At 59.7% G+C, this 23,963-nt stretch carries 19 protein-coding genes; 14 read left to right on the top strand and 5 right to left on the bottom strand.

Annotated features, from left to right (window positions below):
- Window positions 1–22: 22 nt before the first annotated feature.
- Together betT and epsC are read right to left on the bottom strand one after the other, a co-directional pair.
- On the bottom strand, window positions 23–1,978 hold the full coding sequence (betT, locus tag ACZ89R_RS19560) for a choline transporter BetT (protein WP_429547834.1): 1,956 nt from the start codon (window positions 1,976–1,978) through the stop codon (window positions 23–25).
- A 367-nt stretch (window positions 1,979–2,345) separates the two neighbouring features.
- Window positions 2,346–3,272, bottom strand: coding sequence for a serine O-acetyltransferase EpsC (gene epsC, locus ACZ89R_RS19555; RefSeq protein ID WP_192346547.1), 927 nt, complete (start codon window positions 3,270–3,272; stop codon window positions 2,346–2,348).
- A gap of 190 nt (window positions 3,273–3,462) precedes the next feature.
- Between epsC and ACZ89R_RS19550 the strand changes: the two genes are divergently transcribed.
- The 13 genes from ACZ89R_RS19550 to ACZ89R_RS19490 all read left to right on the top strand — a co-directional run bounded on the left by ACZ89R_RS19550 (window position 3,463) and on the right by ACZ89R_RS19490 (window position 16,981).
- Window positions 3,463–4,455 (top strand): D-cysteine desulfhydrase, encoded by a 993-nt coding sequence (locus tag ACZ89R_RS19550; RefSeq protein ID WP_429544866.1) that lies wholly within the window; start codon window positions 3,463–3,465, stop codon window positions 4,453–4,455.
- A gap of 317 nt (window positions 4,456–4,772) precedes the next feature.
- Window positions 4,773–5,567 carry a cystine ABC transporter substrate-binding protein gene (gene tcyJ, locus ACZ89R_RS19545; RefSeq protein ID WP_123498316.1) on the top strand — a complete coding sequence of 265 codons (795 nt, stop codon included), beginning with the start codon at window positions 4,773–4,775 and terminating at the stop codon, window positions 5,565–5,567.
- Window positions 5,567–6,232 (top strand): cystine ABC transporter permease, encoded by a 666-nt coding sequence (gene tcyL / locus ACZ89R_RS19540; RefSeq protein WP_007903115.1) that lies wholly within the window; start codon window positions 5,567–5,569, stop codon window positions 6,230–6,232. The genes tcyJ and tcyL overlap by 1 nt, the downstream gene beginning before the upstream one ends.
- Window positions 6,233–6,236: 4 nt before the next feature.
- The gene (gene tcyN / locus ACZ89R_RS19535; protein ID WP_008068688.1) at window positions 6,237–6,986 is read left to right on the top strand and encodes an L-cystine ABC transporter ATP-binding protein TcyN; all 750 of its coding nucleotides are present in this window, start codon (window positions 6,237–6,239) and stop codon (window positions 6,984–6,986) included.
- A gap of 504 nt (window positions 6,987–7,490) precedes the next feature.
- On the top strand, window positions 7,491–8,255 hold the full coding sequence (locus ACZ89R_RS19530; RefSeq protein ID WP_429544867.1) for a hypothetical protein: 765 nt from the start codon (window positions 7,491–7,493) through the stop codon (window positions 8,253–8,255).
- 404 nt (window positions 8,256–8,659) lie between these two features.
- Window positions 8,660–9,901, top strand: coding sequence for an SfnB family sulfur acquisition oxidoreductase (locus ACZ89R_RS19525; protein WP_429544868.1), 1,242 nt, complete (start codon window positions 8,660–8,662; stop codon window positions 9,899–9,901).
- Between the two features lie 38 nt (window positions 9,902–9,939).
- Window positions 9,940–11,133 (top strand): SfnB family sulfur acquisition oxidoreductase, encoded by a 1,194-nt coding sequence (locus tag ACZ89R_RS19520; protein ID WP_123498309.1) that lies wholly within the window; start codon window positions 9,940–9,942, stop codon window positions 11,131–11,133.
- Window positions 11,133–12,491 (top strand): LLM class flavin-dependent oxidoreductase, encoded by a 1,359-nt coding sequence (locus ACZ89R_RS19515; protein WP_429544869.1) that lies wholly within the window; start codon window positions 11,133–11,135, stop codon window positions 12,489–12,491. The genes ACZ89R_RS19520 and ACZ89R_RS19515 overlap by 1 nt, the downstream gene beginning before the upstream one ends.
- Window positions 12,492–12,669: 178 nt before the next feature.
- A complete protein-coding gene (locus ACZ89R_RS19510) occupies window positions 12,670–13,479 on the top strand; it encodes a MetQ/NlpA family ABC transporter substrate-binding protein (protein WP_429544870.1) in 810 nt (269 codons plus the stop codon).
- Window positions 13,480–13,481: 2 nt separating this feature from the next.
- Window positions 13,482–14,603, top strand: coding sequence for a methionine ABC transporter ATP-binding protein (locus ACZ89R_RS19505; protein WP_429544871.1), 1,122 nt, complete (start codon window positions 13,482–13,484; stop codon window positions 14,601–14,603).
- Window positions 14,593–15,237: a methionine ABC transporter permease gene (locus ACZ89R_RS19500; protein ID WP_030128490.1), complete on the top strand. Its 645-nt coding sequence runs from the start codon at window positions 14,593–14,595 to the stop codon at window positions 15,235–15,237. Before ACZ89R_RS19505 ends, ACZ89R_RS19500 begins: the two co-directional genes overlap by 11 nt.
- A 561-nt stretch (window positions 15,238–15,798) precedes the next feature.
- Entirely contained in the window at window positions 15,799–16,155 is a 357-nt protein-coding gene (locus ACZ89R_RS19495) for a DUF6124 family protein (protein WP_218396851.1), read from the top strand.
- A gap of 196 nt (window positions 16,156–16,351) precedes the next feature.
- Window positions 16,352–16,981: a class I SAM-dependent methyltransferase gene (locus tag ACZ89R_RS19490; RefSeq protein ID WP_429544872.1), complete on the top strand. Its 630-nt coding sequence runs from the start codon at window positions 16,352–16,354 to the stop codon at window positions 16,979–16,981.
- Window positions 16,982–17,088: 107 nt separating this feature from the next.
- Here ACZ89R_RS19490 and ACZ89R_RS19485 read toward each other — a convergent pair whose 3' ends face one another.
- The 3 genes from ACZ89R_RS19485 to ACZ89R_RS19475 are packed head-to-tail and all read right to left on the bottom strand — an operon-like array spanning window position 17,089 to window position 22,303.
- Window positions 17,089–20,139 carry an efflux RND transporter permease subunit gene (locus ACZ89R_RS19485; RefSeq protein ID WP_429544873.1) on the bottom strand — a complete coding sequence of 1,017 codons (3,051 nt, stop codon included), beginning with the start codon at window positions 20,137–20,139 and terminating at the stop codon, window positions 17,089–17,091.
- Window positions 20,136–21,203 (bottom strand): efflux RND transporter periplasmic adaptor subunit, encoded by a 1,068-nt coding sequence (locus tag ACZ89R_RS19480; protein ID WP_429544874.1) that lies wholly within the window; start codon window positions 21,201–21,203, stop codon window positions 20,136–20,138. Before ACZ89R_RS19480 ends, ACZ89R_RS19485 begins: the two co-directional genes overlap by 4 nt.
- Window positions 21,200–22,303 (bottom strand): efflux RND transporter periplasmic adaptor subunit, encoded by a 1,104-nt coding sequence (locus ACZ89R_RS19475; RefSeq protein WP_429544875.1) that lies wholly within the window; start codon window positions 22,301–22,303, stop codon window positions 21,200–21,202. The genes ACZ89R_RS19480 and ACZ89R_RS19475 overlap by 4 nt, the downstream gene beginning before the upstream one ends.
- A gap of 246 nt (window positions 22,304–22,549) precedes the next feature.
- Between ACZ89R_RS19475 and ACZ89R_RS19470 the strand changes: the two genes are divergently transcribed.
- Window positions 22,550–23,710 carry an AAA family ATPase gene (locus ACZ89R_RS19470; protein ID WP_429544876.1) on the top strand — a complete coding sequence of 387 codons (1,161 nt, stop codon included), beginning with the start codon at window positions 22,550–22,552 and terminating at the stop codon, window positions 23,708–23,710.
- Window positions 23,711–23,963 lie beyond the last annotated feature (253 nt).

Genomic DNA, 23,963 nt, shown 5'->3' with positions numbered 1-23,963 from the left:
ACGTCAGCGCCACCCTTCTCAATCAACGCACCAGGTGCAAGAACTGCATGTGCCGCTCGTACTGGTCGAGGATATCGTTGATGACCTGCTCCTTGGTGTAGCCCACCAGATCGTAATCCTGACTGCCCTCTCTCAAATGCACTTCGGCGCGGTGGTAACGACGGTTGTTGAGTTGCTTGGAACCCATGCCGCCACGGGCGAACGATGGCGTGAAGTACCCGCGCATCTGCACCTGATAGATGAACGGATGCAGTTCGCCGTGACCGATCTCCAGGCTGACGTTGTCATTGGCCGGATCGGGCTGAGTGACCACGTGCAAGCCCTTCTCGACGAACACAGCCGTCACTTCTTCAATCGCCGGGCGCACCGTCGTATCGAGGAAGCGATAGACCTCATCGCGCGACGGGAAATGCACCGCCTGACTCAAGCGCTGACGCCAACCTCCGCGTCGCGAGCCGGACACCGGCGCGAGGGAATGCAGTTGCGCGATCTGCTTCTGCGATTCCAGATAAAACGCCTTGTGCAGCCCCCACATCATCAGCAGCAAAATCAACGAGAACGGCAATGAGGTCAGCACCACCGCTGACTTCAAGGCGTCGATGCTGCCGGAGAACAACAGCGCGCTGGTCACCAGCGCCGTCATCGCGCCCCAGAACACTCGCAGCCATTTCGGCCCGTCTTCATCCGGGTTACCGCCCTTGGCGGACAACGTCGACAACACCACAGTGCCGGAGTCGGCGGACGTCACGAAAAATACGAAACTGATGAACACCGTGACCGCAATCACGGTTTTGCTCCACGGGTAGGTTTCCAGCAGCAGGTACAGGGTCATCGACGGGTTGTCGACGGCCGACATACCGAGCGCGCTCATGCCGTGGTTGAGAACCTGGTCGATGGCGCTATTGCCGAAGATCGACATCCACGCCAAGGTGAAACCCAGCGGGATCAGCAACACGCCGAAGACGAATTCGCGGATCGTCCGACCCCGGGAAATCCGTGCGATGAACAGGCCCACGAACGGCGACCATGCAATCCACCAGGCCCAGTAGAACACCGTCCAGCCGCCCAGCCAGTCGCTCGGCTTATCGTAGGCGTAGAGGTCGAAACTCTTCATCGGCAAGGCGCCGAGGTAGTCGCCGATGTTCTGGATCAACGTGTTGAGCAAGTGCTGGGTGGGGCCGGCGAATAACACGAACAGCAGCAGCGCACAGGCCAGCAGCATGTTGATGTCGGACATCACCCGTACGCCTTTATCGACGCCGGACACCGCGACGATGATCGCCGCGCCCATCATCAGCGTGATCAGGCCGACCTGAATCCACTGGGTGTGGGCGATGCCGAACAGGTAATCGAGGCCCGAGTTGAGGTGCAATACGCCAAAGCCCATATCCGCGCCGAGGCCGAACACCGTGGCAATGATGCCGAAGCCGTCCACCGCGTAGCCGATCGGGCCGTTAATGCGCTTGCCGATCAGCGGGTACAGCGCCGAACGCAGAGCCAGCGGCAGGTTATGTCGATAGGCGAAATAGGCCAGCGCCATGCCGACGAAGGCGAACACGCCCCAACCGTGCAGGCCCCAGTGCAGAAACAGAATCTGCATCGCCTGACGCGCCGCATCCGCCGTACCAGCCTCACCTTGCGGCGGTTGTGCCAAGTGCGTCAGCGGTTCGGACACACAAAAGAAAAACAGCGTGATGCTGATCCCGGCGGCGAACAGCATGCCGGCCCAGGACAGGTAGCTGAATTCGGGCTCGTCGTGGTCGGCACCGAGCTTGATCTTGCCGTAGCCAGACAAGGCGGTGACCACCACGAAGACCAGATACAGCGTCATCGCGAGCATGTAGTACCAGCCGACCGTATTGGCCGCCCAGTTTTGCGCTTCCAGAAGCCAGGCACCGGCCTGTTCGGGTATCGCCATGACCACAACGGCGAACAACAGAATAAAGGTCGCCGCGAAATAAAAAACCGGCGGATTCATGCGGACCTGGCCGCTTGTGGGGGTGGACGGTGCACTCATGAAAATTGCACCTCAAGGGGATGAAACAGGGCAATCAATAACGGACTCGGCAAAGGCAAGCCTCCTGTTGTGAGCGGGCAGCAAACCGACGGTTTAACTTGAATGAGCGTTCAAGTTAAACATGGATAGGGGGCTAAGGACTAATCGCAGGGCTCGGCGGTAGTTTTCGTACGCTAGCTCAAGGATGGGTATTACGCGGGGTTTGGGGGATTTTGTAGGAGCCGTAGGAGCTGTCGAGTGAAACGAGGCTGCGATCTTTTCAAGGTCAAAAGATCGCAGCCTCGTTTCACTCGACAGCTCCTACAGCCAGTGAAGACTGTTTATCTGTCTACTTCTGCGTCCCATCATCATGCTGCAAATTCGCCTGGCTGAGGTTGCACCCCGCCGGCACACTGCGGGTCAGCCAGACGTTGCCGCCGATGGTCGAGCCTTTGCCGATGGTGATCCGCCCCAGAATCGTCGCGCCGGCATAGATCACCACATCGTCCTCGACGATCGGATGGCGCGGATGGCCCTTTTGCAACTGGCCGTCTTCATCCGCCGGGAAGCGCTTGGCGCCCAGGGTCACCGCCTGATAAATCCGCACGCGCTCACCAATGATCGCGGTCTCGCCGATCACCACACCCGTCCCGTGATCGATGAAGAAACTGCGACCGATCTGCGCCCCCGGATGGATGTCGATGCCGGTGGCCGAGTGGGCGATTTCCGCGCTGATCCGCGCCAGTAGCGGCAAGCCGGCGCGATACAAATGATGGGCCAGACGATGGTGAATCACCGCCAGAATTCCCGGATAGCAGAGCAACACTTCATCGACACTGCGAGCCGCCGGGTCGCCGTGATAGGCCGCCAGCACGTCGGTGTCCAACAGAGTGCGCAACCCCGGCAAAGCCAGTGCGAAATCCTGAATGATCTGGATGGTTTTGGCTTCGACTTCAGTGTCGGCCTGGGCACTGTGGCGCGCGGCGTAACGCAGTTCGAGCCGCGCCTGAGCCAGCAACGCGTTCAGCGCCACGTCGAGTGTGTGGCCGACGTAGAAATCTTCACTCTCCTCGCGCAAATCCACCGGGCCCAGACGCATCGGGAACAGCGCACCGCACAAGGCTTCGAGAATATCCGCCATGGCCGCTCGGGACGGCAACTCGCGACCGCCCTGCTCGCCGCTGGCACGGCCGTTTTGTGCGCGCCACTGCTCGCGCGCCGTACGCAGTTGGCTGACGATGGTCTGCAATTGCCAATGGCTGGAACGCTCGCTCACGGTAAAAACTCCTCACGGGCGGCCGGACTGTCTGGCCGCATTAACCGCGATTACTTTACGGCAACGGCTTGCAGCCGAATTAAGAACCAATAGTGCTGTGCTCAATACTTTTGGCTATAAGCGATTGGCAGTTGCCCCACTAAATACCCGTGCCTATAGTCCTGACATCTTCCTCCGCCAGTACGGACCCATGATCAAACAACAGCTTGCCCGCTTTAACCGCCTCGACCTGCTCGGTCATCCTACTCCCCTGGAAAAACTCGAACGCCTGTCGACCTGGCTGGGCCGCGATGTCTACGTCAAACGCGATGACCTGACGCCATTGGCACTGGGCGGCAACAAGCTGCGCAAACTCGAATACCTGGCCGCCGATGCCTTGGCCCAGGGCGCTGATACGTTGATCACTGCGGGCGCGATCCAGTCCAACCATGTGCGCCAGACGGCTGCCATTGCGGCCAAGCTTGGCCTGGGCTGCGTGGCCCTGCTGGAAAATCCGCTCGGCATCGACGACAGCAACTATGTCGGCAACGGCAATCGGCTGTTGCTGGACCTGTTCGATGCCAAGGTCGAGCTGGTGGAAAACCTCGACAACGCCGACGAGCAATTGGAAGCGCTGGCCGGGCGTCTGCGCAGTAACGGCAAGAAGCCGTATCTGGTGCCGATTGGTGGCTCGAATGCATTGGGCGCTTTGGGTTATGTCCGTGCAGGCCTGGAACTGACCGAACAGATCAAGGACACCGGGCTGAATTTCGCCGCCGTGGTGCTGGCGTCCGGCAGTGCCGGTACCCACAGCGGCCTGGCGCTGGCCTTGAGCGAAGCAATGCCGGATTTGCCAGTGATCGGCGTGACCGTTTCCCGTAGCGATGAAGATCAACGACCGAAAGTCCAGGGCCTCGCCGAGCGCACGGCCGAGCTGCTCGGCGTGAGCCTGCCGGCGAATTTCAAAATCGAACTGTGGGACGAGTATTTCGGCCCGCGTTATGGCGAGCCGAATGCCGGGACACTGTCGGCGCTGAAGCTGCTGGCGAGTCAGGAAGGGTTGTTGCTGGATCCGGTGTACACCGGCAAGGCCATGGCCGGTTTGCTCGACGGCATCGGGCGCCAGCGCTTCAATGACGGCCCGATCATCTTCCTGCACACCGGTGGGGCGCCGGCGTTGTTTGCCTATACAAGTTTTTTGTAAGGATCGAAGATCAAAAGATCGCAGCCTTCGGCAGCTCCTACATGGATAGGGGTTAACCCGGAATTTGCGGCGCGCATGATCCATGTAGGAGCTGCCGAAGGCTGCGATCTTTTCGAAGACATCTGATATCTCCAAAAAGAATAACAAATTTAATATTTAGTATTTTCCTATCTAAAGGCAACATCATATAGTCACGCCGCAGGCGAATTTGCAGCAAGACGCATAAGCTGCTTTAGGGCAGGATATCGCAGTCGTTCAAATCCCGAATTTGCCAACTTTCCTTAAGCGTCTTCCATAAGAAAACACAGGGGCTTGTCATGAATTTTTCCGCATTACGTCGAAATCTGCTGGTGGGTTCGCTGGGCCTGGCGCTGAGCGCCGGCCTGCTCGGGCAGGCAGTGGCTGGTGAGCAGCTGCAAAAAATCAAGGATGCAGGCGTGATCAACGTCGGTCTGGAAGGCACTTATCCACCGTTCAGCTTCGTCGATGCCGACGGCAAACTGAGCGGCTTCGAAGTCGAGTTCTCCGAAGCCTTGGCCAAAGAGCTGGGCGTGAAGGTCAAACTGCAGCCGACCAAATGGGAAGGCATCCTCGCTGCGTTGGAATCCAAGCGTCTGGACGCGGTGATTAACCAGGTGACCATCACCGAAGAGCGCAAGAAGAAGTACGACTTCTCCACGCCTTACACCGTTTCCGGGATTCAGGCGCTGACCCTGACCAAAAACAAAGACACCATCAAGACCGCCGCCGATCTGGCCGGCAAGAAAGTCGGCGTGGGCTTGGGCACCAACTACGAGCAGTGGGTGAAAGAGAATGTGCCTAAGGCTGACATCCGCACCTACGAAGATGATCCGACCAAGTTCCAGGATCTGCGCGTCGGCCGCATCGACGCCATTCTGATCGACCGCCTGGCCGCGCTGGAATATGCCAGGAAGGCCAAGGACACTGCCGCCGCCGGCGAAGCGTTCTCCCGCCAGGAAGCCGGTATTGCCCTGCGCAAAGGCGAGCCTGAGCTGCTGGCCGCGGTGAACAAAGCCATCGACAAGCTGCGTGCCGACGGTACGCTGAAAAAGCTGTCGGAAAAATACTTCAGCGCTGACGTCACTCAATAATGGGAGAAGCTTTCCAACTTGCGCTGGACTCCGCGCCCTTTCTGCTCAAGGGCGCGTACTACACGGTCATCCTGAGCCTGGGCGGAATGTTCTTCGGCCTGCTGATGGGCTTCGGCCTGGCGTTGATGCGGCTGTCGCGCTTCAAACTGGTGAGCTGGATCGCCCGCATCTATGTGTCGTTCTTTCGCGGCACGCCGTTGCTGGTGCAACTGTTCGTGATCTATTACGGCTTGCCGCAACTGGGCATCGAACTTGATCCATTGCCAGCGGCCCTGATCGGCTTCTCGCTGAACATGGCCGCCTACGCCTGCGAAATCCTGCGTGCCGCCATCAGCTCCATCGAGCGCGGCCAATGGGAAGCTGCCGCCAGTATCGGCATGACCCGCGCGCAAACCCTGCGCCGGGCCATCCTGCCGCAAGCGGCGCGCACGGCCTTGCCACCCTTGGGCAACAGCTTTATCTCGCTGGTCAAGGACACGGCGCTGGCAGCCACCATTCAGGTGCCGGAGCTGTTCCGTCAGGCACAGCTGATTACCGCTCGCACCTTCGAAATTTTCACCATGTATCTTGCCGCTGCGCTGATCTACTGGGTTCTGGCGACTGTACTGTCGCACCTGCAGAACCAGTTGGAAGCGCGGGTCAATCGGCACGACCAGGAGTCCTGACCCAATGATTGTCGTGGAAAAACTGACAAAGCAGTTCAAGGGTCAGGTGGTGCTCAACGGCATCGATCTGCAGGTGAAGGAAGGCGAGGTGGTGGCGATCATCGGCCCCAGCGGCTCGGGCAAGACCACCTTCCTGCGTTGCCTGAACTTTCTCGAGGAGCCTAGCAGCGGCCGGATCAAGGTCGGCGACATCGAGATCGATGGCAGCCGCCCCCTGAACCAGCAGCAGAGCCTGGTACGGCGCTTGCGCCAGCACGTGGGTTTTGTGTTCCAGAACTTCAACCTGTTCCCCCATCGCACGGCCCTGGAGAACGTGATCGAAGGCCCGTTGGTGGTGAAAAAGATCCCGCGCGCCGAAGCCGTTGCCCTGGGTAAAAAGCTGTTGGCCAAGGTCGGCCTGGCGGGCAAGGAAGACGCTTACCCGCGACGCCTCTCTGGCGGTCAGCAACAGCGTGTGGCGATTGCCCGGGCGTTGGCGATGGAACCGGAAGTGATCCTGTTCGATGAACCGACCTCGGCGCTGGACCCGGAACTGGTGGGTGAAGTGTTGGCGACTATCCGTGGCCTGGCCGAGGAGAAACGCACCATGGTGATCGTTACCCACGAAATGGGCTTTGCCCGGGACGTGGCCAACCGTGTGGTGTTTTTCGACAAGGGTGTGATCGTCGAACAAGGCGAAGCCAAGGCACTGTTTGCCAACCCGAAAGAGGAACGGACGAAACAGTTTCTCAGCAAGTTTCTTAATAACGCTTAGTGCTGCCCCACTCGAAAACTGTCAACTTCCATGGATGGAAGTGACATTAACTCCGCTTTATAAAAGCAAATAGCATCTTTCAACGACTTACACCATTCGCCCCCACCCTAAATAACTTCCCGGCCTCCCATGCGGTACATATATATGTCCTGCAACAGATTCATATCGCCTAAAATTTACAAAATACCCTGCTACCCACGCTCAGAGGGTTGCTGCCTAAGAGGCATAAAACCCACCAAATACCCCACTTTATTCGACAGAGTGATGCGGTTTATTAACCCTACTGCGTAGGAGCTTTCTGAATCACGCAAGAACTAACCTTTAACCAACCCACGCTATTGACACCTATTCAAACGCACTCTTATCTAGTTCCCAACAGGCAACAGCCATCACACTCATTATTATTTAATCGCGCCAATAGCGAATCGTTTTGTTGCTTGGTAATTCACGCCTTTCGATCTTTCAGAAATGGACTTCGCGGCAAAGCCTCAAGGAGAGAAACCCATGACCAGCACTTCCAACAAACCTGAACTTGCAGCCCCGACCCTGGCGCAAAGCCACAAGGCCGGTATCAACATCACCTCGGCCGCTCATCTTATGATCGACGTGCCACCCTACCCCGGCATGGATGAAGGCGATCTGATCGAGCTGTTTTGGGACAACTGCTATGTCGCCTCCAGCGTGTTGGGGGCCGACCATGACAGTAAAGCCGTGAGCCTGCGGGTGCCGGAAAGCTTCATTGCCAATGGTTCTGCCCGCGTCCATTACAAGGTCATGCAGGTGGGGCAAGGGCCAGCGGTATCACCGGCGGCGCGCGTCCAGATCAAACTCGATTGCCCGGGCGGCCTGCCCTCGCCCCTTTGCGATGAGGAAAACCAGAGCCTGGCGCCGGTGTTTATCCCCGAGACCATTCGCCGTCAGGGGGTCAATCCGAACCAGGTCAAGCGCGGTGTCCCGTTGACCATCGAACCGTACCTGAACATGGCCGCCGACGACGAAATCACCTTGCGCTGGGGCGACGTGCGCATGGACCTGCCCAAGCTCAAGGCTTGCGATGTGGGTCAGCCGATTCAGGTGTGGGTGCCCCCGGCGATCATTGTCGAAGCCGGCGAAGACCTTCGACTGGAAGTGACCTACTGCATCCTCGACCGCGTGGGAAACAACTCGCGGTGGGCACCGGCCCGCACACTGAAGATCGGTTGCGCCAATCCCTACCTGAAAGTGCCGCCGAAAGAAGCGCTCATGGCTGCTGAATCCCGAAAGAAGTGAAGCCCCTGTAGCAACACTCCTGTTGTGTCATGAGGTTTTTTTGTGGCGAGGGAGCTTGCTCCCGCTGGGGTGCGAAGCGCCCCTGAAACCGACAAACGCGTTCTTTCAAATTGAACCCCGTTAACGGTTTTTGCGACTGCTGCGCAGCCGAGCGGGAGCAAGCTCCCTCGCCACAGGGGCTCCGACCACTTGGGCGAAGTCACCCTTCTATGCATATTCCTAAAAGTTAGTTCATTAATTATTTATACACGTTTAGGGTATATACACCGGACCACCGGACATTCGTGTTTTTCGTTCGCCGCAACCTGCGGCGCTTTCATGAGATGTGAGGTAGGTATGGTCCGGAACACAATCACCCCAGTGCAAATCGCCAGGGCATTGCGTGCAGCCAAGGAGCGGCACTGATGTCCAGTCTGGCAGACGCAATCGTCCAGAGTGATCTGGACATCGCCCCATTGTTGTTGCCCGCGCAGGTCTTGCGCAACGACGCACAAGCCATCAAGGCTGCCCACGAGCTGGCGCAAGTCGCCCGCCTGCAAGCAGCCAAACGTGACCAGCAACGCAAGTTGCCGTGGTCGGAAATCGAGCAGTTCACCCGCAGCGGTCTGGGCAGTATTTCCATCCCGCGAGAATACGGTGGCCCGCAGGTTTCATTCGTCACCCTGGCCTCGGTGTTCGCGATCATTTCAGCGGCCGATCCTGCGTTGGGGCAGATCCCGCAGAACCAGTTCGGGATTCTCAACCTGATACTCGGCGCCGCCACCGAGTCGCAGAAAAAGCAGCTGTTCAAAAGCGTCCTCGAAGGCTGGCGGATCGGTAACGCGGGACCGGAGCGCGGGACCAAAAACACCCTCGAGCTCAAGGCGCGGATCAGCGCCGACGGCGATGGCTTCGTCATCAACGGGCAGAAGTTCTATTCCACCGGCGCATTGTTCGCCCACTGGGTGGCCGTCAAAGCGCTGAACGACGACGGCAAGCAAGTGCTGGCCTTCGTCCGTCGTGGTACCCCGGGGTTGCGCATCGTTGATGACTGGTCGGGTTTCGGCCAGCGCACCACCGCCAGCGGCACCCTTTTGCTCAACAACGTGCGGGTCGACGCCGAGCTGGTGGTGGATAACTGGAAGATCAACGACAGCCCGAATACTCAAGGCGCCGTGTCGCAGTTGATTCAAGCAGCCATCGACGCCGGCATTGCCCGGGGCGCCATCGATGACGCCATCGAATTCGTGCAAAAACGCGCACGCCCCTGGATCGACGCCAAGGTCGACCGGGCCAGCGACGACCTCTACGTGATCGCCGACATCGGCAAGCTGAAAATCGAACTGCATGCCGCCGAAGCGTTGTTGCGCAAGGCCGGGCAAATACTCGATCAGGTCAACGCCGCGCCGCTCACCGCCGAGTCCGCTGCGCGCGCCTCGATTGCCGTGGCTGAAGCCAAAGTGCTGACCACCGAGATCTCGCTGCTGGCCAGCGAAAAGCTCTTCGAACTGGCCGGCAGCCGCGCCACCCTCGCCGAATTCAACCTCGACCGCCACTGGCGCAATGCCCGAGTGCACACGCTGCACGACCCGGTGCGCTGGAAGTATCACGCGGTCGGCGCTTACCACCTCAATGGAACATTGCCTGCGCGGCATTCCTGGATCTGACGACCAGAACCTTTTTGACCAGATCCCTGGAGAAACACATGACTCTTTCTCACCACGTCGCGGTCATCACCAGCGATGAGCAAGCCCTGATCGTCGCCAGTGACCTGGCCGACGATTTCAAACGCGACAGCGCCCTGCGCGACCGCGAGCGTCGTTTGCCGTACCCGGAACTGGAAGTATTTTCCCGTTCGGGTCTTTGGGGCATCAGCGTGCCAAAGGAATACGGTGGCGCCGGGGTTTCCAACGTCACCCTGGCCAAGGTCATCGCGTTGATCGCCCAGGCCGACGGCTCTCTCGGACAAATCCCGCAGAACCATTTCTATGCCCTCGAAGTGCTCCGTGTGAACGGCACCGACGAACAGAAAAAGCGCCTCTACGCAGAAGTGTTGGCCGGCCAGCGCTTCGGCAATGCACTCGCGGAACTGGGCACCAAAACCGCCCATGATCGCGTCACCAGTCTGACTCGCGATGGCAACGGCTACCGCATCAACGGCCGCAAGTTCTACGCCACCGGCGCGATTTACGCCCAGCGCATCCCCACGTCAGTGGTGGACGAAAACGGCGTGCAGCAATTGGCCTTTGTCCCGAGCAACAGCAAAGGCCTGACGGTGATCGACGACTGGAGCGGTTTCGGCCAGCGTACCACCGGCAGCGGTTCGGTGGTGTTCGAGGATGTCTACGTCGCCGCCGAGGACGTGATCCCGTTTCAAAGCGCGTTCGAGCGCCCGACCACCGTCGGCCCGCTGGCGCAGATTCTCCATGCCGCCATCGACACCGGCATCGCCCGCGCCGCGTATGAAGATGCGCTGCATTTTGTGCGCACCAAGACCCGGCCGTGGATCGACGCCACTCATGAAAAAGCCACCGAAGACCCGCTGACCATCAAGAGCTTCGGCCACTTGAGTATCCGTCTGCACGCCACCGAAGCCCTGCTGGAACGCTCCGGCGAACTCCTCGACCAGGCCCAGGCCGACACCAACGCCGAGACCGTCGCCGCTGCGTCGATTGCCGTCGCCGAAGCCCGGGCCATCAGCACCGAAATCTCCCTCGCCGCCGGCAGCACACTGTTCGAACTGGCCGGCAGCCAGGCAACCCTGGCCGAACACGGCCTGGACCGCCACTGGCGCAATGCCCGGGTGCATACCCTGCACGACCCGGTGCGCTGGAAATATCACGCCATCGGCAACTACTACCTCAACGATGAAAACCCTCCATTGCGAGGGACCATTTGATGGCTGATGCCAAAAAGAAAATCCTGCTCAACGCGTTCAACATGAACTGCATCGGGCACATCAACCATGGCCTGTGGACCCATCCACGGGACACCTCGACCCAATACAAAACCATCGAATACTGGACTGAACTGGCTCAGTTGCTGGAACGCGGACTGTTCGACGGTTTGTTCATCGCCGACATCGTCGGCGTGTACGACGTCTATCAAAACTCGGTGGACGTGCCGCTTAAAGAGTCGATCCAGTTGCCGGTCAACGACCCGCTGCTGCTGGTTTCGGCCATGGCTGCAGTCACCAAAAACCTCGGCTTCGGCCTGACCGCCAACCTGACCTACGAACCGCCATATCTGTTCGCCCGGCGTATGTCGACGCTTGATCATTTGAGCCGTGGACGGGTCGGCTGGAACATTGTCACCGGCTATCTGGACAGCGCCGCCAAAGCCATGGGCCTGAGCGAGCAGGTGGAACACGACCGCCGCTACGACCAGGCCGACGAGTACCTGCAAGTGCTCTACAAACTCTGGGAAGGCAGCTGGGAAAACGGCGCGGTGCTCAACGACCGAGAGCAACGGATCTACGCCCAGCCGGACAAAGTGCACAAGGTCGAGCACAAGGGCGAGTTCTATCAGGTCGAGGGCTATCACCTCTGCGAACCGTCGCCGCAACGCACGCCAGTGCTGTTCCAGGCCGGCAGTTCCGATCGCGGTTTGCTGTTCGCCGGTCGGCATGCCGAGTGCGTGTTCATCAGCGGTCAGAACAAACCGGCGACCCGGGTTCAAGTGGACAAGGTGCGCGCCAGCGCCGTCGAGGCCGGGCGCAATCCCTGGGACATCAAGGTGTTCATGGGCTTGAACGTGATCGTTGGCGAGACAGAAGAGCTGGCCTGGGCCAAGCACGCCGAGTACCTGAGCTACGCCAGTGCCGAGGCCGGTGTGGCGCATTTTTCGGCGTCCACCGGGATCGATTTTTCCGAGTACGAACTCGACGAACCAATCCAGTACGTGAAAAGCAACGCCATCCAGTCCGCCACCAAGAACCTGCAAAACAACGACTGGACCCGCCGCAAACTGCTGGAACAACACGCCCTCGGTGGTCGCTACATCACCGTGGTCGGCTCGCCGCAGCAGGTGGCCGATGAACTGGAATCGTGGATCGCCGAAACCGGCCTGGACGGCTTCAACCTGACACGGATCGTCACCCCGGAAAGCTATGTGGACTTCATTGAGCTAGTGATTCCGGAGTTGCAACGCAGAGGGTCGTACAAGACCGCTTACGACGACGGCAGCCTGCGGGAAAAGCTGTTTCACGAAGGGGCGCATTTGCCCGAGCAACATACGGGCTCAGCGTTCCGGCGCTGATCCCTGTGGCGAGGGAGCTTGCTCCCGTTTGGCTGCGCAGCAGTCGCAAAACCTGCTGACGAGTTTCAACTGACTGACCTCATTGAATGGTTTTTGGGCCGCTTCGCAGCCCAGCGGGAGTAAGCTCCCTCGCCACAAAGGTGTGCAACAAATTTAATCATTGACTGGAAGACATCTCATGATCAAAAAACTGTTCAACCACCCAGTCAAAGCACTGGCCCTGGCCCTCGGCCTCTTCAGCTCCATCACTTTCGCCGCCGACGCACCACTGAAAGTCGGCACCACCGCCGCCTTCGCCATTCCCCTGGAAGCCGCCGTAGAAGAAGCGTCCAAACAAGGCCTGAAAGTCGAACTGGTGGAGTTCAGCGACTGGATCGCCCCCAACGTCAGCCTCGCCTCGGGCGACATCGACGTGAACTATTTCCAGCACATCCCGTTCCTGGAAAACGCCAAGGCCGCCGCCGGTTTTGACCTGGTGCCGTTCGCCCCGGGCATCATCAACAACGTCGGCCTCTACTCGAAGAAATACAAAAGCTTCGACGCGTTGCCCGAAAGCGCCAGCGTGGCCATCGCCAACGACCCGATCAACAGCGGTCGCGGCCTGCAACTGCTGGCCAAGGCCGGGCTGATCACCCTCAAACCGGGTGTCGGCTACAAGGCCACCGAAGAAGACATCATCGCCAACCCGAAGAAAATCAAAATCCTTCAGGTCGAGGCCGTGCAACTGGTGCGCGCCTACGACGATGCCGATCTGGTCCAGGGCTACCCGGCCTACATTCGCCTGTCGAAGACCTTCGATGCCAGTTCCGCCCTGCTGTTCGATGGCCTCGATCACAAGGAATACGTAATCCAGTTCGTGATCCAGCCGAAAAGCAAAACCGATCCACGCCTGATCAAATTCGTCGACATCTACCAGCATTCGCCAGCTGTTCGCGCGGCGCTGGATAAAGCCCACGGCAAGCTCTATCAAGCCGGCTGGGAAAGCTGAGCATGACGGCCGCGATCCAACGGCGACTGGAACTTCCGGAGCCACATAACGCCACACAAACCGAACTGCACCCAGACCTCAATCGCGCCCATGTGCGCTTCATCGGCCTGGGCAAAACCTACAACGGCCAGCAAGGTCCGGTGGCGGCCTTGCACGGCATCGACCTGGCGATCCAGCGCGGTGAAGTATTCGGCATCATCGGTCGCAGCGGTGCCGGCAAGTCATCGCTGATCCGCACCATCAACCGCCTCGAACAACCGAGCAGCGGGCGGGTGCTGATCGATCAGGTGGACATCGGCGAGTTCGATGAAGACCGCTTGGTGGCGCTGCGGCGGCGGATCGGCATGATCTTCCAGCACTTCAATCTGATGTCGGCCAAGACGGTTTGGCAGAACGTCGAATTGCCGCTGAAAGTCGCCGGCGTACCTAAGGAGCAGCGCGAGCAGAAAGTCCGCGAACTGCTGGAACTGGTGGGCCTGCAAGAGAAACACAAAGCCTACCCGGCGCAGCTGTCCGGCGGGCAGAAACAACGCGTCGGCATCGCCCGCGCACTGGTCCATGATCCCGAGATTCTGCTGTGCGACGAGGCGACTTCGGCGCTGGATCCGGAAACCACGCAATCGATCCTCGGCCTGCTGCGCGAGATCAATCAGCGCCTGGGCCTGACCATCGTGCTGATCACCCACGAGATGGCGGTGATCCGCGACATCTGTGATCGGGTCGTGGTGCTGGAACACGGGCGAATCGTCGAGCAAGGGCCGGTCTGGGAAGTCTTTGGCAACACGCAGCATGAGGTCAGCAAGACCTTGCTCGCGCCATTGCAACACGCTCTGCCGGAAGAACTGCAAAGCCGCTTGCGTCCACAGCCGCAGTCTTCGGATGCCGCTGTAGTGTTGCGTTTGCAATTCACCGGTAGCGCCAGCGAGGAGCCAGACCTGGCGGCGCTGTTCAGCGCCCTCGGTGGTCGCGTGCGCTTGCTGCAAGGGGGCGTGGAACGGATTCAGGGGCATGCCCTCGGGCAATTGCTGCTGGCGGTGACCGGCTCGTCCCTCGGCGCCGAGGAATTGCGTCAGCGCGCCGGCCACTGGGCGCAACAGGTGGAGGTGCGGGGTTATGTGGTTTGATCGCTTGCTTCAGGGTTTTATCGACACGTTTTTGATGGTGGGTGTGTCGTCGTTGATTGCGCTGCTGGCGGGCATTCCGTTGGCGGTGATTCTGGTCACCAGTTCCAAGGGCGGGATCTACGAAGCACCGGCGTTAAACCGCGCATTGGGTGCATTCGTGAACCTGTTTCGCTCGATTCCGTTTCTGATTTTGATGGTGGCGCTGATTCCGTTTACCCGGTTGATTGTCGGTACCACGTATGGCGTTTGGGCTGCCGTGGTGCCACTGACCATCGCCGCCACGCCGTTCTTTGCACGCATCGCCGAGGTCAGTTTGCGCGAGGTCGACCATGGGCTGATCGAAGCGGCGCAAGCGATGGGCTGCCGGCGCTGGCATATCGTCTGGCATGTGCTGTTGCCCGAGGCGCTGCCGGGGATTGTTGGTGGTTTCACCATTACGTTGGTGACGATGATCAACTCGTCAGCCATGGCCGGGGCGATTGGGGCTGGTGGGTTGGGGGACATCGCTTATCGGTATGGGTATCAGCGCTTTGATAGCCAGATCATGTTGACGGTAATTGTGTTGCTGGTGGTGTTGGTTGCGGTGATTCAGTTGGGTGGGGACCGGTTGGCGCGTGGACTCAACAAGCGCTGATCGAGATAGCAGCCGCGATGCTCACCTTGTAGCAGCTGGCGAAGCCTGCGTTCGGCTGCGAAGCAGTCGCAAATCCTGCTTTCACAGTCTTCCTGAAACACCGTGAACTCTGATTTCACGACTGCTTCGCAGCCGAACGCAGGCTTCGCCAGCTGCTACAGACCGCGTTACGTCTTAACTGACTGGCATTAAGACAATCCCCTCGCCGAAGCGTAAGTTTTCTCACAAGAAAATCAGAGTGCCAGCAGGCCCGATCCCTTTCATTTGCAGGACGTTTCCTAGATCATTCCGCTCGCTTGCGCCGACAGAATCTGGTGGCTAGTCTCGGTTCGTCACTGCTCATCAGTGATCGGGTTTAGTCGCCCGGATCTTTCCAGGCGCACAGCGCCACCTCATGTCAGGTGTTTTTCATTGCCTGAAAGTTATGGTGGCTGTGCGCAGGGCACCCTCGGGTGCGCCGGTATTGCCTGGAGACCGGTCGACTAACCTGCGTGCAGCCGCCACCCCTATTCGTTTAGTCGCGATAACGGTTGGCTCCAATTAATTCCAGGAGTTTTACCAATGAAAAAATCCGTACCCGATCCACCTCCCGAAAACCCCACCAACGAAACCGCCACCGACGACCTGCTCAGGGATCGATCGGCGCTCTACCGTGCGATCGATTTCCACCTCACCGGCAAGCAACCCACAGCACCCGATGAATTACGCTTCTACAACGTCAGCAAAGACGTGAGCTTCGAAGACGCCCAGCTTTATGTGGCGGATCTGTTGCGCTGCGCCTCGGTCACGGCGTATCAGTGCGGCGATCAACTCAAGGGGGCCGATCGGGCATTGGTGTTCTCCGTCTGGCATTTGCTGGAGATTGCCAAGGCGATGGTTGATCGGTCCATTGAATGCCTGGGGATGAAACAGAGTTGAGTCTGGCTGAAGTCATTGGTCGCCAGTGATACCGCTTTCGCGAGCAAGCCCGCTCCCACATTCGATCTTCGGTGAACATGGAATTTGTGTTCGACGCGATCCAGTGTGGGAGCGGGCTTGCTCGCGAATGGCTGCGCAGCAGCCCCCGGCGTCATGGCGTATATTCGACGAATCCCAATTACCTGCGCAGCCAACCATGAAACAGACTCCCGACGACCTGGAGCAGATCACTTCCACCACCCTGGGCCATTACAACGCGGTGGCCGAGGACTTCCGTGAAGGCACTCGCGATCACGATGTCAGCCAGAACATCGATGCCCTGTTGCGGCATATCCAGGGTGAGGCGCCGTTCAGCATTCTCGATTTTGGCTGCGGCCCTGGCCGTGATCTGAAAACCTTCACCCGCCTGGGCCACAGCGCCGTCGGGCTCGACGGTTCTGAAAAGCTTGCACAGATGGCCCGGGAGGACAGTGGTTGTGAAGTCTGGCAGCAAGACTTTCTGAAACTCGATTTGCCGGCCGAACGCTTCGACGGAATTTTTGCCAATGCCGTGCTGTTTCACATTCCGAGTCAGGAGTTGCCTCGGGTGCTGAAGCAACTGCGCGGGGCGTTGAAACCGGGCGGTGTGTTGTTCAGCTCTAATCCGCGTGGCGAGAATCAGGAAGGCTGGAACGGGCCGCGTTATGGGGCTTATTACGATCTTCAGGTGTGGCAGCAAATGCTGACTGAAGCGGGGTTTGTGGAGCTTGAGCATTACTACCGGCCAACGGGGCTGCCGCGGGAGCAGCAGCCTTGGTTGGCGAGTGTCTGGCGTAAGCCTGTGTAGCCTGTCAGGACGCCATCGCGGGCAAGCCCGCTCCCACAGTGATTTCTGGCGTTCACAAAATCCCTGTGGGAGCGGGCTTGCCCGCGATGAGCGCGCAGCGCTCGCCTCTATGCCTCTTTCTTCGGCTCGCGAACCTTGTACCAGGCCACATACAACGCCGGCAAAAACAGCAGCGTCAGCAACGTGGCGATGATGATCCCGCCAATCATCGCGTAGGCCATCGGCCCCCAGAACACTTCCCGGGCAATCGGGATCATCCCCAAACTCGCCGCCGCCGCCGTCAACAATATCGGGCGGCGCCGGTGTTCCGTGGCCTGCACCACCGCGTCCCACGGCGTGTAGCCACTCTTCTCGAAAGAGTCGATCTGGGTCACCAGAATCACCGAGTTGCGGATGATGATGCCGATCAGCGCCAGAATCCCCAGGATGGCCACGAAGCCCATTGGCGTGCCGGTCGGGATCAGCGCCAGCACCACGCCGATCAGGCCCAGCGGCGCGACGCTGGCCACCAGGAACAGCTTCTGCACGCTGTGCAACTGGATCATCAGGAAGGTCGCCATCAAAAACAGCATCAACGGCACGACCTTGGCGATTGGCCCCTGGGCCTTGCCGCTTTCCTCCACCGTACCGCCAGTGGCGACTTTGTAGCCCACCGGCAAACTGGCGGCGAACTTGTCGATGTCCGGCTTTAGCTGTTGCACCAGGTCGGTCGGCTGAATCTCGTCGCGCACCGCGGCCTTGATGGTGATGGTCGGTTTGCGATCACGACGCCACACCAGCGGCTGTTCGAGTTCATACCGCACCGTGGCAAACGCCAGCAGCGGAATCGACGTGCCGCTCGGGGTGACGATCTGCAAGTTCTCCAAGGTTTTCGGACTGCCGCGTTCGGCATCCTCGGCACGACCCACCACGTTGATCAGGTAGATATCATCATCGACCTGCGTGACCGGTAAGCCGACGACGATGCTGTTCATCAGGTTCGCCACATCCTCCGATGACAGCCCCAGTTGCCGTGCCCGGTCTTGGGCGATGTCGATGCGCAAGACTTTGCCCGGCTCGTTCCAGTCGTAAATGATTTCGCCGATGTGCGAGTTCTTATCCAGCTCGGTGGCCAGGGCAATCGCATGTTTGCGCACCTGATCGATGTCTTTGCCGCTGACCCGGTACTGAATCGGCCGCCCCACCGGCGGGCCCATTTCCAGCGCCTGGACGTAACTGCCGACACCGACGAATTCTTCGCGCAGGCGCTTTTGCAAACGCTCGGTCAGGGCCGTGCGCGATTCCAGGCCTTTGCTGACGATCACCAGTTGCGCGTAGTACGGGTTCTGCAATTGCTGGTCGAGGGGCAGGTAGAAACGGATCGCCCCCTCGCCGATGTAAGTGCTCCAGCGCACGATGTCCGGGTCGTCCTTGAACGTCGCTTCAAGCTTGTCCACCACCTTGCGGGTTTCGGCGATCGAGGCGTTTTGCGGCAGGTTCAGGTCGACGAGAATTTCCGGGCGGTCGGAGGACGGGAAGAACTGGTTCTGCACGAACTGCATGGAAAACACCGAGAGCACAAACAGCGCCACGGTGATGCCGATGGCCCACCAGCGATTGCGCATGGCCCAGAGCAGGCCGCCATTGAACGCCCGACCGATGCGCCCAGGCTCTGCGTCGTGAGGTTTCACATTGGCGCTCAGAATGTGCACACCGAGTACCGGGGCGAACAGCACGGCGACGATCCACGACACCAGCATCGCCACTGCGATCACCGCGAACAGCGTGAAGGTGTACTCACCGGCCGAGCTTGCGTTCAAGCCGATCGGCACAAAACCGGCGACGGTGACCAAGGTGCCGGTGAGCATCGGGAATGCGGTCGAGGTGTAGGCGAAGGTCGCCGCCTGCTCTTTGGTTTCGCCCATTTCCAGGCGCGTGACCATCATTTCCACGGTGATCATCGCGTCGTCCACCAGCAGGCCGAGGGCGATGATCAGCGCACCGAGGGAAATCCGCTGCATGGTGATGCCGCTGTATTCCATGAAGAGGAAGACCATCGCCAGCACCAATGGAATCGAACACGCCACCACCAGCCCGGCACGCACGCCAAGACTGACGAAGCTGACGATCAGCACGATCACCACGGCTTCGAACAACGCACTGGTGAAACCGCCGACGGCTTCTTCCACCACTACAGCCTGGTCGGAAACGGTGTGTACACCGACGCCCACCGGCAGGTCCGCCGTCAGCTCAACCATGCGCAGGTGCAGCGCCTTGCCGAAGTCCTGAATGTTGCCGCCCTTCTTCATGGCGATCGTCAGGCCAATGGCCGGCTGGCCGTTGAAACGAAACTCCGGGGTGGCCGGGTCGACGTAGCCACGGCTGATGTTGGCGATATCGGCCAGTCGATAGAAGCGATCGTTGAGCTTCAGGTTGACATTGGCCAGGTCTTTTTCAGAGGCAAACTGGCCCGAGGTCCGCACCGAAATCCGCTCCGGGCCGGCCTCGATCACCCCCGCCGGCGTTACCGCATTCTGTGATTGCAGGCTCTGCACCACTTGGCGCTGATCGATGCCGAGGGCGGCGAGTTTGCGGGTGGAAAAATTCAGGTACAGCACTTCATCCTGCTCGCCGACCATCTCGACCTTGCCCAACCCCGGGACTTCACGGATTTCGGCACGCACCTGTTCCACGTAATCGCGCAACTGGCGCATCGACAGGCCATCGGCGGTAAAGGCATACACCGAACCGAACACATCGCCGAACTCGTCGTTGAAACCCGGCCCTTGCAGGCCCTTCGGGAAGTCACCGCGAATGTCGTTGATCTTCTTGCGCACCTGGTACCAGATTTGCGGGATGTCCTTGGCACTGGTGGTGTCGAGCAGGTTAACGAACACCGTTGATTCGCCGGGGCGGGTGTAGCTTTTCACGTAGTCGAGCGAGTCGAGTTCTTCGAGTTTTTTCTCGATCCGGTCGGTGACCTGCTTGAGGGTCTGTTCCTGGGTCGCGCCGGGCCAGCGAGTCTGGATCACCATGGTTTTGATGGTGAACGAGGGGTCTTCTTCGCGCCCCAGGTTCAGGTACGAAAACACGCCCATCAGCAGCGCGACGAACATCAAATACCAGACAAACGACTGATGTTTGAGGGCCCACTCGGATAAGTTGAAACTCCCTTTCATTGCGGGCTGTCCTCGTCAATTTTCACTTTCTGCCCCGGTTTGAGGCTGTTCACACCCGCGCTGACTACCCGCTCGCCGGTTTTCACGCCGTTGGCCAGGACCACCGTGGCATCGGTCCGGCTGATCAGGCTGACCTCCCTTGGCGAAACGGTTTGCGTCTGTGGATCAACAACCCAGATCCGCAGTTTTCCATCGACCTCCTGCAGCGCACTCACCGGCAGTTCGAGGCGCGGCTTGATCGCGGAGCTGAGGGTCACGCTGATTGCCGTGCCGAGGCGAAACCCTGGTGGCGTATCGGCCAGGCTCAGGCGGGCACGACGGGTGCGGGTCGCGCTTTGCGCCTGGGGTTCGATCTCGCGCACGATGGCGGTGCTGGTGATGCTCGGGTCCAGTTGTGAAGCCACCTGGAACACCACGTCGGCTGGCAACTGATCGACCAGGGTATCGGGCAGGTCGATCACCGCTTCCTTGATGTCCGGCTGCGCCAGGGTCACTACCTGCTGGCCAGCCGTGACCACTTGCCCGGCTTCAGCGTTCCACGCGGTGACGATGGCTTTGTGATCGGTGCGCAGCTCAACGTAGTTGAGTTGGTCCTTCGCCTGATCGACGGCGGCCCTGGCTTGATCGAGGGACGCCTGGGTGGTTTTCAGGTCGGTCTGGGCGATGTCCAGCTGCGCCTGCGCACCAACCCCGCGATTGAACAGTTCCTGCTGACGCCGGGCGTTGGCCTGAGCGTTGATGAGCTGCGCCTGAACCCGCGCCAGATCACCCTGGGCGGAGCGCAACTGGTTCTGCTGATCGGTGGGGTCGAGGGTCGCGAGCAACGCGCCCTTCTGCACTTCAGCGCCGACATCGACGTTACGGCTGGCGATACGCCCCGGCACCCGGAAACCGACGTTGCTTTCGTAACGGGCCTGGATGCTGCCGGCAAACCGGCCGAGGTTTTCTTGATTGAGCGCCTTCACTTCCACCGACAACACCGGCCGAACCGGTTCTGGCGGCGCTTCCTCCTTGGAGCAAGCAACCAGTAGTGCAACGGCGGACAACAGCAACAGGCGCTTCATGGCTGGGCTCCTGTCGCTGAAGGCTGGTAAGTGTTTTCGACAATCTCCACGCGCACGCCCGGATGCAGTAACTGGCCGCCCGCGGTGACGACTTTTTCGCCCCCGTTGAGGCCAGCGCTGACAATGACTTTGCCGGTCAGGTAACGGCCGACGGTGACGGTGTGCAACTGCGCCTTGCCCTCGGCATCCACCAGCCACACGGCCGGGTCACTGAGGTTTTTGGTCAGGGCCGCCCAGGGCAATTCCACTGCGGTTTTGCCCACCGGCTTGGCGGTGGCGCTCACCACCGACCCCAGCTGCATGCCCTCGGGAAGGCTGTCGAGGGTGACTTTGACTTGCACTGTGCCAGTCTGCGCCGAGACTGCCGGCGTGACTTCCCGAACGGTGCCCGTGGTCTTGATTTTCGGGTTGTCGAGCAGGCTGACCACAATCGATCTATCCGACGGCGGCTCAGTCAGCAGTGATTCGTACACGTTGAACACCGCGTCACGCTCGCCGTCCCGGGCCAGGCTGAAAATCGGCACTGTGGCTTGTACCACTTGGCCGACTTCAGCCTGGCGCGCGGTAATCACCCCCGGCGCATCGGCAATCAACGCGGTGTAGCTCAGTTGATCACGGGCGTTGGCCAGCTGCGCTTGAGCGGCGGTCAGCGCGCTCTGACTGCTGCGCAAGGCGGCTTGGGCGGAGTCGTATTCGCTCTGGCTGGTGTAGCCCTTGGGCAGGAGTTTTTGTTGGCGAACGAAGGCGGCGGCGGTTTGTTTGACCCGCGCCTGTTCGGCAACGACCTGGGCCTGGGCAGAGTCGACGCTGGTTTGCAGGTCCTTGGGATCGAGCTTGGCCAGCACTTGTTTGGCCGAAACCCGGTCACCGACATCGACCATGCGCTGGATGATCTTGCCGCCCACACGAAACGACAGTTCGGTTTGTACTCGCGCCTGGACGTCGCCGGTGAGTGTCACTGCGGCGGCGTAATCGGTTGGCTTGACCTCTTGCACGAAGACTCGTGGGCGGTCCTTCTCGACGGGCTTTTTATCGCCACAGGCGGTCAGCAGGACGATGAGGCTCAGGCCAACCATGAATTTCAATCCGGGACCTGCCATGCAAACTCCTTTGCGCTGTACAAACGTGCCAGTGACGATACGACTGTGAGCTTAGAACAGTGTTCCACCTTCGCCCGCGCAGATAACCATTTCCCTGTAGGAGCTGCCGAAGGCTGCGATCTTTTGACATTAGCGGTCGTGATATCGCCGGAAGATCAAAAGATCGCAGCCTTCGGCAGCTCCTACAACGTAAATTCGCCAACGGGGTTATCCTGATGCCGATTTGGGGCTTAGAGAACGTTTTCCATGCTCAAAACCCTCGCGGTGGCTAATTACCGCTCGATCAATAAATTGGTGATTCCGCTTGGCCGGTTGAACCTGATCACCGGCCCCAACGGCAGCGGCAAGTCCAATCTCTACCGCGCCTTGCGCCTGCTGGCGGAAACCGCTCAGGGCGGGGTGGTCAATGCGTTGGCACGCGAGGGTGGGCTGGATTCGACGTTCTGGGCAGGTCCGGAAAACATCACCCGACGCATGCGCAATGGGGAAGTCCCGATCCAGGCGACCGTGCGACACGGCGCCAAACGCCTGCGCCTGGGGTTTGCCGGTGAAGATTTCAGCTACTCGATCGCGCTGGGCCTGCCAGAGCCAAGTCATTCCGAGTTTTCTCTGGACCCGGAAATCAAAAAGGAATGCATCTGGTCCGGGCCGTTCTATCGACCGGCCAGCCTGTTGGTGGATCGCGATGGCGCGCTGATCCGCGCTCGGGTCGGTCGCGACTGGGAAGTACTGGCCCAGCACACGCCGAACTTCGACAGCCTGTTCGATCAGGTCGGTAGCTTGCGCACCTCGCCGGAAGTCTTGCAGCTGCGTGAGTTCATCCGCCGCTGGCGCTTCTACGACCACTTTCGCAGCGACGCCGACGCACCAGTGCGCCAACCGCAACTGGGCACCCGCACGCCAGTGTTGCACCACGACGGTCGCGACCTCGCTGCAGCGTTACAGACCATCCGCGAAATCGGCGATCCCGAAGCTTTGCAGGCAGCGATCAGCGATGCATTCCCCGGCGCAACGTTAAACATAGCGCCGCTGCAGGGCGGACGGTTTGCGATCGAGTTTTATCAGGAAGGCTTGTTGCGGCCCTTGTCCGCCGCCGAGTTGTCGGATGGGACATTGCGCTATTTGTTGCTGGTTGCGGCATTGCTGACGCCTCGGCCGCCGACGTTGATGGTGTTGAACGAACCGGAAACCAGTCTGCATCCGGACCTGTTGCCGGCGTTGGCGCGGTTGATCATTCGAGCGTCCGAGCAGTGTCAGGTATGGGTGGTGTCTCATGCGAGACGGTTGATCTCGGCGTTGCAGCAAGACCCGGAATGCAATTGCATTGTACTGGAGAAGGATTTCGGCCAGACCGGGATAGTCGGGCAGCGGATGCTGGATGAGCCGGTGTGGTATTGGCCGGATTGAGCGGCGTCTTATCTGGCTGATTTGCTGCGGCAGTGGGAAATTGCTGATGGTGTTGCGCAAGGCGCTGAAGGCGCGGGCGGCCTGAAACTTTAAAGCAAAAGATCGCAGCCTCGTTTCACTCGACAGCTCCTACAGGGATACGCATTTCAATGTAGGAGCTGTCGAGTGAAACGAGGCTGCGATCTTTTGATCTTGGCGTAATAAAAAACGCCGACGCTGTATTAGCCGTCGGCGTTTGAAACCTTGAAGAGGT

Source organism: Pseudomonas sp. TE3728, from assembly GCF_056279145.1.
The sequence above is the reverse complement of the archived record's forward strand: the minus strand, read 5'-3'. Positions and strand labels throughout refer to the sequence as shown.

What these genes read in the sequence shown, in the direction of transcription:
- ACZ89R_RS19490 (WP_429544872.1), top strand. Translation starts at nt 16,352, where the DNA reads ATGAAACAGACTCCCGACGACCTGGAGCAGATCACTTCCACCACCCTG.
- ACZ89R_RS19520 (WP_123498309.1), top strand. Translation starts at nt 9,940, where the DNA reads ATGACTCTTTCTCACCACGTCGCGGTCATCACCAGCGATGAGCAAGCC.
- tcyN (WP_008068688.1), top strand. Translation starts at nt 6,237, where the DNA reads ATGATTGTCGTGGAAAAACTGACAAAGCAGTTCAAGGGTCAGGTGGTG.
- betT (WP_429547834.1), bottom strand. Translation starts at nt 1,978, where the DNA reads ATGAATCCGCCGGTTTTTTATTTCGCGGCGACCTTTATTCTGTTGTTC.
- ACZ89R_RS19525 (WP_429544868.1), top strand. Translation starts at nt 8,660, where the DNA reads ATGTCCAGTCTGGCAGACGCAATCGTCCAGAGTGATCTGGACATCGCC.
- ACZ89R_RS19505 (WP_429544871.1), top strand. Translation starts at nt 13,482, where the DNA reads ATGACGGCCGCGATCCAACGGCGACTGGAACTTCCGGAGCCACATAAC.
- ACZ89R_RS19515 (WP_429544869.1), top strand. Translation starts at nt 11,133, where the DNA reads ATGGCTGATGCCAAAAAGAAAATCCTGCTCAACGCGTTCAACATGAAC.
- ACZ89R_RS19470 (WP_429544876.1), top strand. Translation starts at nt 22,550, where the DNA reads ATGCTCAAAACCCTCGCGGTGGCTAATTACCGCTCGATCAATAAATTG.
- ACZ89R_RS19495 (WP_218396851.1), top strand. Translation starts at nt 15,799, where the DNA reads ATGAAAAAATCCGTACCCGATCCACCTCCCGAAAACCCCACCAACGAA.
- ACZ89R_RS19510 (WP_429544870.1), top strand. Translation starts at nt 12,670, where the DNA reads ATGATCAAAAAACTGTTCAACCACCCAGTCAAAGCACTGGCCCTGGCC.
- ACZ89R_RS19500 (WP_030128490.1), top strand. Translation starts at nt 14,593, where the DNA reads ATGTGGTTTGATCGCTTGCTTCAGGGTTTTATCGACACGTTTTTGATG.
- ACZ89R_RS19530 (WP_429544867.1), top strand. Translation starts at nt 7,491, where the DNA reads ATGACCAGCACTTCCAACAAACCTGAACTTGCAGCCCCGACCCTGGCG.
- ACZ89R_RS19480 (WP_429544874.1), bottom strand. Translation starts at nt 21,203, where the DNA reads ATGAAGCGCCTGTTGCTGTTGTCCGCCGTTGCACTACTGGTTGCTTGC.
- tcyJ (WP_123498316.1), top strand. Translation starts at nt 4,773, where the DNA reads ATGAATTTTTCCGCATTACGTCGAAATCTGCTGGTGGGTTCGCTGGGC.
- ACZ89R_RS19550 (WP_429544866.1), top strand. Translation starts at nt 3,463, where the DNA reads ATGATCAAACAACAGCTTGCCCGCTTTAACCGCCTCGACCTGCTCGGT.
- ACZ89R_RS19485 (WP_429544873.1), bottom strand. Translation starts at nt 20,139, where the DNA reads ATGAAAGGGAGTTTCAACTTATCCGAGTGGGCCCTCAAACATCAGTCG.
- tcyL (WP_007903115.1), top strand. Translation starts at nt 5,567, where the DNA reads ATGGGAGAAGCTTTCCAACTTGCGCTGGACTCCGCGCCCTTTCTGCTC.
- ACZ89R_RS19475 (WP_429544875.1), bottom strand. Translation starts at nt 22,303, where the DNA reads ATGGCAGGTCCCGGATTGAAATTCATGGTTGGCCTGAGCCTCATCGTC.